This window comes from Virgibacillus halodenitrificans JCM 12304 (genome assembly GCF_001310895.1).
GTDB classification, from domain to species: Bacteria; Bacillota; Bacilli; order Bacillales; family Amphibacillaceae; genus Virgibacillus_Q; species Virgibacillus_Q halodenitrificans.
The window spans coordinates 132812-145545 of record NZ_BAZS01000003.1; the positions used below are offsets into that span (position 1 = coordinate 132812).

The 12734-nt window shown below is 37.5% G+C and carries 12 protein-coding genes and 1 pseudogene; all 13 read left to right on the plus strand.

What is annotated here, in order from left to right; genetic code table 11:
- The first annotated feature begins 20 nt into the window (after positions 1-20).
- Positions 21-983: a nucleoside recognition domain-containing protein gene (locus tag JCM12304_RS03145; protein ID WP_060678516.1), complete on the plus strand. Its 963-nt coding sequence runs from the start codon at positions 21-23 to the stop codon at positions 981-983.
- The gene (gene ppaX, locus JCM12304_RS03150; RefSeq protein WP_060678517.1) at positions 958-1593 is read left to right on the plus strand and encodes a pyrophosphatase PpaX; all 636 of its coding nucleotides are present in this window, start codon (positions 958-960) and stop codon (positions 1591-1593) included. The genes JCM12304_RS03145 and ppaX overlap by 26 nt, the downstream gene beginning before the upstream one ends.
- A gap of 3 nt (positions 1594-1596) precedes the next feature.
- Entirely contained in the window at positions 1597-2118 is a 522-nt protein-coding gene (locus JCM12304_RS03155; RefSeq protein ID WP_019377726.1) for an acyltransferase, read from the plus strand.
- Between the two features lie 9 nt (positions 2119-2127).
- Positions 2128-2667, plus strand: a complete 540-nt coding sequence (locus JCM12304_RS03160; RefSeq protein WP_019377725.1) for a glycerol-3-phosphate responsive antiterminator — start codon at positions 2128-2130, stop codon at positions 2665-2667.
- A 236-nt stretch (positions 2668-2903) separates the two neighbouring features.
- Positions 2904-3155, plus strand: a pseudogene (locus tag JCM12304_RS19880) (aquaporin); the annotation flags it as partial.
- A gap of 50 nt (positions 3156-3205) precedes the next feature.
- Entirely contained in the window at positions 3206-4696 is a 1491-nt protein-coding gene (gene glpK / locus JCM12304_RS03165) for a glycerol kinase GlpK (RefSeq protein ID WP_060678518.1), read from the plus strand.
- Positions 4697-4907: 211 nt separating this feature from the next.
- A complete protein-coding gene (locus JCM12304_RS03170; protein WP_060678519.1) occupies positions 4908-6572 on the plus strand; it encodes a glycerol-3-phosphate dehydrogenase/oxidase in 1665 nt (554 codons plus the stop codon).
- A gap of 409 nt (positions 6573-6981) precedes the next feature.
- A complete protein-coding gene (locus tag JCM12304_RS03175; protein ID WP_060678520.1) occupies positions 6982-7980 on the plus strand; it encodes a tetratricopeptide repeat protein in 999 nt (332 codons plus the stop codon).
- A gap of 80 nt (positions 7981-8060) precedes the next feature.
- Entirely contained in the window at positions 8061-9014 is a 954-nt protein-coding gene (trxB, locus tag JCM12304_RS03180) for a thioredoxin-disulfide reductase (RefSeq protein WP_019377720.1), read from the plus strand.
- A gap of 370 nt (positions 9015-9384) precedes the next feature.
- The gene (locus tag JCM12304_RS03185; protein ID WP_026041425.1) at positions 9385-9849 is read left to right on the plus strand and encodes an NUDIX hydrolase; all 465 of its coding nucleotides are present in this window, start codon (positions 9385-9387) and stop codon (positions 9847-9849) included.
- A gap of 28 nt (positions 9850-9877) precedes the next feature.
- Positions 9878-10762, plus strand: a complete 885-nt coding sequence (gene rapZ, locus JCM12304_RS03190) for an RNase adapter RapZ (protein WP_019377718.1) — start codon at positions 9878-9880, stop codon at positions 10760-10762.
- Between the two features lies 1 nt (position 10763).
- Positions 10764-11723 carry a gluconeogenesis morphogenetic factor MgfK gene (gene mgfK, locus JCM12304_RS03195; protein WP_060678521.1) on the plus strand — a complete coding sequence of 320 codons (960 nt, stop codon included), beginning with the start codon at positions 10764-10766 and terminating at the stop codon, positions 11721-11723.
- A 29-nt stretch (positions 11724-11752) separates the two neighbouring features.
- Positions 11753-12697: a DNA-binding protein WhiA gene (whiA, locus tag JCM12304_RS03200; RefSeq protein WP_060678522.1), complete on the plus strand. Its 945-nt coding sequence runs from the start codon at positions 11753-11755 to the stop codon at positions 12695-12697.
- Positions 12698-12734: the final 37 nt, after the last annotated feature.

Sequence of the window (12734 nt, forward strand, 5' to 3'; positions counted from 1 at the left end):
AAGAGAAGAGGGAAATGCGGATGACTGGGATTATGTCACGTGGATTAAAAGAAGGAATGAAAACTTCATGGACATTAGGAAAAGTAATTTTTCCTATCACTTTGTTAGTGACTATTTTACAGTATACTCCTGTTTTACCTTGGGTTATGGAAAAATTGTCCCCGTTGATGCGACTAATTGGGCTGTCAGGTGAGGCAGCCGTTCCCTTGGTGTTAGGAAATGCCCTGAATTTATATGCTGGAATAGCTGCAATTGTTTCTTTCGATTTTTCCGTGAAAGAAGTTTTTATCATGGCAGTCATGTTGTCATTTTCTCATAATTTATTTATTGAATCAGCAGTCGCTTCCAGGGTTGGAGTGAGCTGGTGGTTAATTGTCGGTATCCGTGTTACGTTGGCTTTAATAGCGGCGATTGTTATTAATATAGTATGGAATGGCGGAACAGAGATGGCACAATATGGACTTATTTCCTCTGACATTGCCGACCCGATTGGCTGGGGAGCTATTATACTGCAAGGTCTTCAAACAGCTATTATAGCTATTGTTCAGTTGGCTTGTATTGTTATACCATTAATGGTTATTATGCAATTTTTAAGGGAAAAAGGATGGCTGAGCATTCTTTCAAATAAATTCGCACCGTTTACAAGATTGCTTGGAATGGAAAAGAACACTTCTATGACAATGGTTGCGGGATTAACAATTGGTCTAGCCTATGGAGCAGGGTTAATGATTCAGGCCGTGGAAGAGGACAATGTATCCAAAAAAGATATGCTACTGGCACTGATCTTTTTAGTCTCCTGTCATGCGGTAGTGGAGGATACTCTAATTTTTATACCTTTAGGGATTCCCGTTTGGCCATTATTGCTCATACGCCTAACCACAGCTATTCTTTTAACATTGGCTATTGCTTATATATGGAAACGCGTAGATTATTCAAAGAACAGGAAGGAAGCAACTAATGAACATAGATATAATACTCTTTGACCTTGACGGCACCTTAATTGATACAAATGAACTTATAACCGCCTCTTTTGAACACACGTTCAAAAAACATAATTTATCCTTTACCAAAGAGGAAATCATGGGATTTAACGGCCCCCCATTACTCGATACATTTCATAACATAGATCCAGAAAGGGCTGATGTACTGGTTAAGACCTATCGTGAACATAATCTAGCTGAGCACGATCGTTATGTAAAGGCTTTTCCGTACGCAGTAGAAACCATACAGAAGTTGAAAAATAGTGGGAAAAAGGTTGGCATTGTTTCTACAAAAATGGCTAAGAGTGTGCATATGGGTCTCACTCTGACAGGTCTGGAACCTTTATTTAATACCATTATTACTTATGACGATGTCCAACATGCAAAACCTCATCCAGAGCCAGTAATAAAGGCAATGAAGGAATTGGATGCAGATGGCGCCTCTACATTAATGGTTGGAGATAACTATCATGATATAGTGGCTGGTAAAAATGCAGGAGTGCAAACTGCAGGTGTTTCCTGGGCGCATAAAGGTAGAGATAGTCTCTTAGCATATAAACCGACTTATATGCTGGAGGACATGCGGGATTTACTGAAAATAACAGGAGTGTAGTACATGCGTAAAACAGAGCGTTTTCCGGTAGAACATGCCAACTCCTTGTGGCAAATATATAAAACCGTGTCCTTTTGGAAGGTTGTTAAAAATTTTATTATCATTCAATTGGCTCGGTATACACCTTTTCTAAGCTTGAAAAATAGCTTGTACCGTATTTTTTTACGAATGAAGGTGGGCAAACAAACAGCATTTGCATTGATGGTGGTACCAGATGTTATGTTTCCTGAAAAAATAAGTGTGGGAAATAATAGTATAATTGGTTATAACACCACTATTCTTGCGCACGAATATCTTATTAAAGAATATCGTATTGGCAATGTCATAATTGGTGATAATGTACTGATTGGTGCAAATACAACTATATTACCTGGTGTTACGATAGGTGATAGAGCTGTTGTTTCAGCAGGCACACTTGTTCACAAGGATGTCGCCCCGGGAACTTTTGTTGGGGGGAACCCGATGCAAGTGATTTATACGAAAAAGGAAATGGAAAAACGTGAAGAAAATAACTTCTCTGAATAGGTGATAATAATGGATATACCTTCTGGGATTATTCCGGCAATTCGTAAAATGAAAGATTTTGATAAGGCGCTCGACACCTCTTATGATTCACTTGTTTTCTTGGAAACAAGACTTGCCCAGTTGAAGAGTCTTGTTACTTACACAAAACGTGCAAATAAAAAAGCATTGGTGCATTTTGATTTAATCCAAGGGTTAAAAGCGGATGAATTTGGTATGGAATATCTAGTAAGAGAAGTTAAACCAGATGGGATTTTATCAACCAGGGCTAATATTATAAAGCTAGCAAAGAAACATAACCTTCTATCGATTCAACGGATTTTTTTATTAGATAGTCTTGCATTGGACCATAGTCTGGAACTAATTAAACGTATTCAGCCTGATAGTGTAGAGGTATTACCAGGAAGGATGCCATCTATTATTAAAGAAATTTATGAACAAACTAAAGTTCCTGTAATAGCCGGTGGGCTGATAAAAACAGAGGAAGATGTTTCAGCAGCATTGAAGGCAGGGGCTCATGCAGTATCTACTTCAAATCGTGAATTATGGTAGATATACAAAGAACTGACAGGAGGGGGGCCTTTATGACCCTTTCTGTCAGTTTTTTTGTCCTAATATGTGGTAACTACCCAATGATTCTCAAAAAAGATAAACTACGAAGTAACTTGGTAGTATTTTATCTTTTTTTAAGAGCGTTCGTTAACAACACAGAAAGTTAAAAAAAGAAATTTTTGGATATACAGGTTAAGTAGGAAAGATAATGTGGAATAACTAACTAGTAGCTCCGTATAAATCCTGCCAGAGATTTGGGGCCGCGGATTGCACATTGGTTTTTACCGATACCAGGAAAAAGGGATTCAAATTGGCGATATTCCTGGGTTCCGGTTATAGGGCCTGCAATAGGAGGTATATATGGAGGGCTGTTTTATTAAGCATTATTTGAAGCTACACCTACTTTAACTTTTTGGATATTTAGTTGTTTTATTATTGTTTTATTTGGAATAGCTTTATCGAAAGAGCTAAAAACTGCTACGATGTAAATTTGTAAGCAAATAAATCTTTGTTAGTAATAATAAGGAGGAGTAAAATAATGGAAAAATATATGTTGGCATTGGATCAGGGAACAACGAGTTCTCGTGCAATTATCTTTAACCATAAAGGAGAAATAGTAGAAACAGGCCAGAAAGAATTTGAACAATTTTTTCCTAAACCAGGTTGGGTAGAGCATGATGCGAATGAAATTTGGACTTCTATATTATCTTGTATTTCAGAAGCATTACGTAAAAGTGATGTAAATCCTGAACAAATTGCAGGAATTGGTATTACAAACCAACGAGAAACAACCGTAGTTTGGGATAAACAGACAGGAAAGCCAATCCATAAAGCAATTGTTTGGCAATCAAGACAAACACAAGAAATATGTAATCAACTACGTGAATCAGGTTATAATGATATCTTTCGTAATAAAACAGGATTGTTACTTGATCCCTATTTCTCTGGTACAAAAGTGAAATGGATACTTGATCACGTGGAAGGTGCAAGAGAAAAGGCAGAGAACGGTGAGCTTTTATTCGGAACAATGGATACATGGCTTGTCTATAAACTGACAGGTGGTAAAGTGCATGTTACTGATTATTCAAACGCGTCGAGAACGTTAATGTATAATATTTACGATTTAAAGTGGGATGAAGAACTACTGGATGTATTAGAAATTCCTTCTAGTATGCTTCCGGAAGTTAAAGCTTCATCAGAAGTATATGGAAACACGGTAAATTATCATTTCTTTGGCCAGGAAGTCCCTATTGCTGGTATGGCTGGAGATCAGCAGGCGGCACTCTTCGGCCAAGCTTGTTTTGAAAAAGGAATGGCAAAGAATACGTATGGTACTGGTTGTTTTATGCTAATGAATACAGGTGAAGAAGGTGTCCAGTCAGAAAATGGTTTACTGACAACACTTGCATGGGGTGTTGATGGAAAGGTAGAATATGCCCTTGAAGGGAGTATATTCGTAGCAGGTTCAGCAATTCAATGGTTGCGAGATGGTTTGAAAATTATTAATAGCTCTCCTGAAAGTGAACCATTGGCAAAATCGGTATCTTCGACAGAAGGGGTTTATGTTGTACCTGCTTTTGTTGGGCTTGGTACTCCTTACTGGGATAGTGAAGTGAGAGGTGCTGTATTTGGTTTAACACGTGGTACAAAAAAGGAACATTTTGTACGGGCGACATTGGAATCATTGGCATACCAAACGCGAGATGTAGTTGACATTATGATAAAAGATTCGGGAATTGATGTTAAAAAATTCAGGGTTGATGGTGGAGCCGTAAAGAATGACTTCCTCATGCAATTTCAGAGCGATATGTTGGATGTAGAGGTTGAGAGGCCGGTTGTAAATGAGACTACTGCGCTAGGAGCTGCATATTTAGCAGGATTAGCTGTTGGATTTTGGAAAAGCAAAGAGGAAATTGCCAAGCAGTGGAAAGTAGATAAGACATTTACTCCACATCTGTCAGATGATACGAGAGAAAATTTGTATACGGGATGGCAAACTGCTGTTAAGGCAGCTCAGACATTTAAATAAAAGAGTATACGTTTAAACATCTATATGATATAATAAAAATAAGTTAATATACGGCCGGAGAATTGGAGAAACCGCAAATCACTAATATGTTATTAGTGTATTTTGCGGTTTTTTCTTTTTTTGTAATAGTGTCGGTAAATCTTACATGTTTGTCCTTAAGAAAGGGTATGGATATGTATAGATGATTTCAATTATCAGGGAGGTTATTGTAATGAAAAACTTTTCAAGCTATGAACGTGATGAAACATATAAGCAACTACAAGATAACAAATTGGATTTGCTTGTAGTGGGAGGAGGTATTACTGGAGCAGGAATTTCATTAGATGCTGTAACGCGTGGCCTAAAAACCGGGCTTGTTGAAATGCAAGATTTTGCAGCAGGAACCTCAAGCAGGTCGACTAAATTAGTTCATGGCGGACTACGTTACCTTAAACAATTTGAGGTAAAGATGGTTGCCGAAGTAGGCAAAGAAAGAGCGATTGTTTATGAAAATGGACCACATGTAACTACACCAGAATGGATGATGCTGCCATTCCATAAAGGAGGTACTTTTGGACCTTTTACTACAAATGTTGGTTTACGAGTGTATGACTTTTTAGCTGGTGTGAAAAAAGGTGAAAGACGAACGATGTTTAAGCCTGAAGAAGCGATTAACAGAGAACCCCTTATTAAACAAGATGGTTTAAGAGGAGCAGGATATTATGTAGAATACAAAACAGATGATGCTCGATTAACAATAGAAGTGTTAAAGAAAGCAGTTCAAAAAGGAGTACACGCAATTAATTATGCTAAGGTGATTGATTTTATTTATAATGACCAATCCAAGGTTACTGGAGTGGTGGTTGAGGATCAAATTACTAAAGAAACACACCGTATATATGCTAAGAAAGTTATTAATGCTGGAGGGCCGTGGGTAGATGAACTAAGAGAAAAAGACGGTTCCAAGAAAGGGAAAGCTTTACATTTAACAAAAGGGGTTCACTTGGTTTTTCCGAAAGAAATCTTTCCGTTGCAACAGGCAATTTATTTTGATGCCCCAGATGGTCGAATGATTTTTGCTATTCCAAGAAATCGAGTCACATATGTGGGTACAACAGATACAACTTACAAAGGGGACATTGCCCATCCAACGATGACGGAAGAAGATCGAGATTATATAATTAATGCGATTAATTATATGTTCCCTACATTGGAAATTACCGCAGAGCATGTTGAGTCCAGCTGGGCAGGTTTACGCCCACTTATTGCCGAAGAGGGCACTGATAATCCAAGTGAGATATCAAGAAAAGATGAAATATTTGTTTCTGATTCAGGATTAATATCCATGGCTGGAGGAAAGTTAACTGGATATCGGAAAATGGCTCAGGAAGCTGTGGATAAAGTAGTAGAGCAATTTAAAAATGAAGAAGGCATTCTTTATTCCAAATCAGAGACAGAGCATTTACCTATTTCTGGTGGTGAAGTCGGTGGATCAAAAGGATTCCAAAATTTTAAAAAGAAGAAAGCTGAATTAGCAGTAGCTGCTGGAATGGAAGAAAGCTTAGCATTGGAATTAATTCAGAAATATGGTGCGAATTTTGATGTCATTTTGGATTTTTACCAAAACGAAAGCGATAGAGCAGAAAAAGAGGGTATTGCTCCTGAAGTTTTTGCAGAACTTAAATATGCAATGGAATTTGAATCCACGTATAAGCCTGTTGATTTCTTTGTCCGACGTACGGGAGCACTCTTCTTTGATATTAATTGGGTTAGAGAGCATAAAGAGAATGTTATTAAATTTATGGAAAAACAGCTTAAGTGGTCTGGAGAAGAAAAGCAAGAGTATATTGATGAACTTGAACAACTGCTAAGAGATGCAGTCGTCCCTGTAAAATAAATCAAAAAGGGGCTGGGACATAACTAAACAACGCTATTCTAAAGACGAACTATTTAAAATGTGGGAACCCCGCTCCGGAAAAACACTTCGCTTTCCGTGGGCGCTGCTAAGCCTCCTCCTGCTATGCACTCCGGGGTCTTAGCTAGGCTTTTTCTCCCACAATGGTTTTCGGTGGGACGAGTAACCGCAGTCCCAGGAGTCTGCGTGTTTTTCCTCCGCTAATTCGTTACAAAAAATAAATCCGAACCATAATTCATTATTAGTATGAATCGGTTCGGATTTTAACTTTATAAAATTTCATTTGGCCCAGCCTCTTTTTACATTGAGGTGTATATCTATTCCTTAGTAAATATGATATACTTTGTTCCGTGATAAGAAGTTAAGGATAGTTAAGGTTAGGGGTATCCACATGCAACAAGCAAAAGAAAAAAGCCAAGATAAATCTAATAATGTTATCCCTTTTATTCCGGAAGGTGATTTTTATTTCACAAAAGGTGTAGAAGCATTTCAAAAAAGAAAATTTGATATTGCGATAAAGTGGTTGCGAAAGGCAATGGAAGAAAAGCCTGAGGATCCGTTATACGCTTGCCAAATGTCAATTATATATACAGAAATTGGAGCATACCATGCTGCTAATCAGCTTTTAACACAGGTGTTACAAACGACGGACTATGTGGATTGTTATTATTTAATTGCAAATAATTATGCCCATTTAGGCCTGCTTAATGATGCGAAAAAGTATGTTAATTACTATCTGGAAAAAGAACCAGATGGCGACTTTCACGAAGAAGCGCATAGCTTGCTGGAATTAATTGATTTCGATGAAGATGATGATGAGTGGGAATTGGAAGATGAAGATGAGATTCTGATTTATCAGGAAACAGTTTTTCACCACATGGAGTATATGGAGTGGGAAAAAGCCCTCCCGTTAATTGAAGAAATGATGACATTATTTCCTGAGCACAAAATGGCTAAACATGATTATACACATGCATTATTCTTTTCAGGGCAAGAAGATGAGGCCATTCAAAAAGAACTTGATATTCTAAAAGAAGAACCAAACGCTCTATATTCACATACAAATCTTGCATTATTTTATTATCAACTGGGCAAGGTAAAAGAATATAGAACCTGTGTTGAGACATTGAGAAATGTCTATCCGATTCATGCTCAACAAAAGTTAAGAATTGCTGTTACTATGGCGAGAACAGATAATTTGCAGGAGGCTTATGAACGTTTTCATCAGTTAACAAAGCGTCTTGTGAAAGGCCACCCTTCTTATTTCCGCTGGTTTAGTTATACAGCTTATCATGTAGGAGAGACTGATAAAGCCATTGCCTTATGGGAAGAGGGCTGTAAAAGGCATCCTTCATTATCCAAAGAAAAACAGCCTTGGCTGGATCAATGAGCATAATATTAGACGAGAAGAACTAATTCTTATAAGCTGAATATGGCTATAATTACTAGAAGAAAAAGGGGCGATTTAAAATGTCCGAAGAACGTATTTATGATGTAATCATTGCGGGCGCAGGTCCTGCCGGAATGACTGCGGCAGTCTATGCTTCCAGAGCAAACTTGGACACATTAATGATCGAGCGAGGAATACCAGGTGGTCAAATGGCCAATACGGAAGATGTGGAGAACTATCCAGGATATGAGCATATCCTAGGCCCGGATCTCTCTAATAAAATGTTTGAGCATGCGAAGAAGTTTGGTGCCGAATATGCATATGGAGATATTAAAGAAGTAATTGATCATGGTGATTATAAAACGCTCATAGCAGGGAAAAAAGAATATAAAACCAGATCACTTATCATAACAACAGGAGCCCAATATAAAAAATTAGGAATACCTGGTGAAGAGGAGTTAAGTGGTAGAGGGGTTTCCTATTGTGCTGTATGTGACGGAGCCTTCTTTAAAAATAAAAATTTAATCGTAATTGGTGGAGGTGACTCTGCCGTAGAAGAAGGTATTTATTTGACAAGGTTTGCTGAAAAGGTAACAGTAGTTCACCGCCGTGACGAATTACGCGCACAAAAAATCCTGCAAGATCGTGCCTTTGATAACGATAAAATGGATTTCATCTGGGATACTGTGGTTGAGCAAATCAACGAGAAAGACGGAAAAGTTGGTAGTGCTACCCTAAAAAATAATAAGACCGGTGAAGTGTATGATCACGCTATTGATGGAACATTTATCTATATCGGTATGGTCCCATTAAGCGAACCGTTTAAATCTTTAAATATCACAAACGATGAAGGATATATTCCTACAGATGAACATATGTCTACATCGATTCCAGGAATATTTGCAGCAGGAGATATTCGTGAAAAAACGCTTCGACAAATTGTGACAGCAACTGGCGATGGTAGTATTGCAGCTGAGAGTGCTATAAAATATGTTGAGGACCTTTCAGAAGAATTAAAGGCAAGCGCTAAATAAAGGCTTTACGTAATCGTAATTGGTTTTTAACGCTGCTGTAATACGCTCGCAATATTTATGGGGTACAATATAAATAACTAATTGACCCCCTTTTAATAGATAAATTAGTTTCTTGCACAGGTGTTAGTCACCTGTGTCTTTTTTTGTGCAGAAGACTTGTCTGAACATGTCGTTTTGGTCGACTTTACCGTAAATAACTAAGCTCAAATCGTATAACTTTATGAACAACTTTAGATGATTTTTTCCACTTATATGCGGAAAGGTATGTGTTGTTATATGTTGGGAAGTAACTAGTTCTTGTTGATTTTATTTTTCCTAGTATAATGGTAGTAGCGTATTAAAGTCCTCCAGAAGGTTTGAGGTGAATGAAATGCAACGTGTAACGAACTGTATATTAATAAAAAATAACCATATATTATTAATGAAAAAGCCGAGACGCGGCTGGTACGCCATACCTGGTGGGAAAATGGAGCTTGGTGAGTCAATCAAAGAATCTGTAGTCCGTGAATATCAAGAAGAGACTGCACTTACTCTTATAGATCCTGAATTAATGGGAAGTTTCACATTTACTATTCATACAGTTGAAAAAGTGGTTCAGGAATGGATGATGTTTACTTTTGTATGTGAGAAATATGAAGGAAACTTAATAGAATTCTGTAGAGAAGGTGAATTGGAATGGGTTCCTACAGAAAAAGTAAAATATCTGCCTATGGCAGAAGGAGATCGTAAAATCTTTCAACATGTTTTAAATTCGTCCTCCATGTTATATGGTTCGTTTTCCTATACAGAGGATTATGAACTGATTAATTTACGGTTGGATCCCATAGTTAATTAATTGCAACATATCTAAAGGGGAGATATAGATGAGAAACGGAGAACAAGAAACTAAATTAGTTATTATTACTGGAATGTCCGGTGCGGGAAAGACAGTTGCTGTTCAAAGTTTTGAGGATTTGGGTTATTATTGCGTGGACAATTTGCCTCCAACGCTTTTACCTAAATTTTTGGAGTTAATGAAGGACTCAACTAATAATATAAGAAAAGTTGCTCTGGTAATGGATTTACGGGGCCGTGAGTTTTTTGACTCTCTCTTTGAAGCATTGGATGGCCTTGCGAAGGAAGATTGGTTAGAGGAGCAAATTCTATTTCTTGATGCAAAAAATGAGAAACTGGTAAGTAGATACAAGGAAACACGAAGGGCTCACCCTTTGGCAGTAGAGGGCCTTCCTTTAAATGGAATTAAACAGGAACGGAAAATGCTTGATGAGCTAAGAGGGAGAGCACAACGTATTATAGATACAACAAATTTGAAGCCAAAAGAATTAAGAGAAATAATCTTAGAAAATTATACGGAGGAAAAGCAAGAAACCTTCTCAGTCCATTGCGTTTCATTTGGTTTTAAATATGGATTGCCTATTGATGCTGATTTAGTTTTTGATGTTCGATTCCTCCCGAACCCACATTATGTTGAGCAAATGCGACCACTAACTGGGTTGGATAAAGATGTATCATCTTATGTATTTAAATGGTCGGATACACAGAAATTCAAAGAGAAGGTTTTAGATCTGTTACAATTCATGCTCCCACAATATAAAAAAGAGGGTAAATCCCAACTAGTTGTAGCAATAGGATGTACTGGTGGACAACATCGTTCTGTAGCGCTTACTGAATTTTTTGCTAAGGAACTCTCATCAAATTATATTACGCATGTCAGCCACCGTGACATTGACAAAAGAAAGGGACGTTAATATGACAGAAAATAAGCAGCCTCAAGTAGTCGTAGTTGGGGGAGGTACAGGCATGCCTGTACTACTCAGAGGTTTGAAAAATCTGCCCATTCAACTGACCTCACTTGTTACTGTTGCTGATGATGGTGGAAGTACAGGGAGAATAAGAAATGAGATGGCAATCCCGGCTCCAGGTGATATTCGTAATGTCATTGCTGCCTTGTCTGACGCTGAACCGATGTTACTGGAATTATTCCAACACCGTTTTAATGTAGGGAATGGCTTATCAGGTCATTCGCTTGGTAATTTATTGCTTGCGGCTATGGCAACAATAACTGGAAATTTTAATAAAGGGATTAAAGAAATCTCCAGAGTATTAAATGTAAAAGGTAAAATATACCCAATATCTAATGACAATATGTCTTTACATGCAAGGATGACAGACGGGACTGTCATTTCGGGTGAATCAAATATACCATTGTCTAATAAATATATTGAAAGGGTGTTTCTTAGCCCTCAACCTGTAGAACCTTTACCTAATGCTATTCGTGCGTTGGAAAGGGCTGATTTAATTGTAATAGCGCCCGGGAGCTTGTATACAAGTATTATGCCTACAATTATTATGCCGGGTGTGGCTGATGCTATACAACATGCAAAAGCAAAAGTAGTGTATGTATGTAATGTTATGACCCAAGCTGGAGAGACTACCGGATATACGGCATCTGATCATGTACAGGCAATTTTTGACCATATTGGCAAAGGCACTATCGATTCTATTGTGGTACATAATGAGCCGATAAAGAAAGCGGTCCGGGCAGTATATGCGGAGGAAAATGCAGAACCGGTTGTATATGATATAGAACGATTATTGGAAATGGGTTTGCAAATTATTGAAGGGGATATTATTGATCATTCCCAATCAACTTTGCGGCATGATAATGATAAAGTCGCTAAACTCCTGTATTCCATTATAGATAAATAATATACAGGGATTTGTTAAGGGGGGATCTTATGTCTTTTGCATCAGAAATAAAAAAAGAGTTAACAGCAATTGAAGTGGAGGAATGCTGCAGGCATGCAGAGCTCTCAGCTTTAATCCGCATGAACGGAGCAATTTCTTTATCCAAACAACGTTACGTTCTGGACATACAAACAGAAAATGCCGCAATTGCGAGAAGAATATATTCTTTGATTAAGTCGATTTATACGATTCCAGTAGAGTTACTTGTTCGAAAAAAAATGAAGCTAAAAAAAAATAATGTATATATTGTGAGATTAAAGGAAGATGTAAGTAGTTTATTAGCTGATTTAGACATTTTGCAAGGCACTCACACATTTATCCGTACCATATCACCAAAGTATTTGAAAGAGCCATGTTGCAGACGTGCATATTTACGAGGAGTGTTTCTTGCAGGTGGCTCGATTAATAACCCTGAAACCTCTTCCTATCACTTAGAAATAGCAAATTACTACCAAGAACATAATGACGCATTATGTGATTTGCTAAACGGTTTTGGGTTACATGCACGTAAGCTGGAGAGAAAGAATGGGTTTATTGTGTATATGAAAGAAGCCGAAAAAATCACCGAGTTTTTAAGTATTATTGGTGCACATAATGCATTGTTTAAATTTGAGGATGTTCGGATTGTTCGTGACATGAGAAATTCAGTGAATAGATTAGTGAATTGTGAAACTGCAAATTTAAATAAAACAATTGGTGCAGCGTTTCGACAAATTGAGAATATCAACCTAATTGATAAAACGGTTGGGCTTGATCAATTACCAGAAAAACTCCGGGAAATTGCTGTTCTACGTGTCCAGCATCAAGATGTATCTCTGAAAGAGCTGGGAGAGTTAGTCTCAAGTGGTAAAATTTCAAAATCAGGTGTAAACCATAGACTAAAAAAAATAGATGAATTTGCGGAAAAGATTAAGCGCGGGGAAGCAATAATGTAAAAGTGAAATTGTGTTTATTTTGTTTACCATTCATGAT

Excerpts from the sequence above, each read along its gene's own strand:
- JCM12304_RS03155 (WP_019377726.1), top strand. The coding sequence starts at position 1,597 with ATGCGTAAAACAGAGCGTTTTCCGGTAGAACATGCCAACTCCTTGTGG.
- glpK (WP_060678518.1), top strand. The coding sequence starts at position 3,206 with ATGGAAAAATATATGTTGGCATTGGATCAGGGAACAACGAGTTCTCGT.
- JCM12304_RS03175 (WP_060678520.1), top strand. The coding sequence starts at position 6,982 with ATGCAACAAGCAAAAGAAAAAAGCCAAGATAAATCTAATAATGTTATC.
- JCM12304_RS03160 (WP_019377725.1), top strand. The coding sequence starts at position 2,128 with ATGGATATACCTTCTGGGATTATTCCGGCAATTCGTAAAATGAAAGAT.
- trxB (WP_019377720.1), top strand. The coding sequence starts at position 8,061 with ATGTCCGAAGAACGTATTTATGATGTAATCATTGCGGGCGCAGGTCCT.
- whiA (WP_060678522.1), top strand. The coding sequence starts at position 11,753 with ATGTCTTTTGCATCAGAAATAAAAAAAGAGTTAACAGCAATTGAAGTG.
- ppaX (WP_060678517.1), top strand. The coding sequence starts at position 958 with ATGAACATAGATATAATACTCTTTGACCTTGACGGCACCTTAATTGAT.
- rapZ (WP_019377718.1), top strand. The coding sequence starts at position 9,878 with ATGAGAAACGGAGAACAAGAAACTAAATTAGTTATTATTACTGGAATG.
- mgfK (WP_060678521.1), top strand. The coding sequence starts at position 10,764 with ATGACAGAAAATAAGCAGCCTCAAGTAGTCGTAGTTGGGGGAGGTACA.
- JCM12304_RS03145 (WP_060678516.1), top strand. The coding sequence starts at position 21 with ATGACTGGGATTATGTCACGTGGATTAAAAGAAGGAATGAAAACTTCA.
- JCM12304_RS03170 (WP_060678519.1), top strand. The coding sequence starts at position 4,908 with ATGAAAAACTTTTCAAGCTATGAACGTGATGAAACATATAAGCAACTA.
- JCM12304_RS03185 (WP_026041425.1), top strand. The coding sequence starts at position 9,385 with ATGCAACGTGTAACGAACTGTATATTAATAAAAAATAACCATATATTA.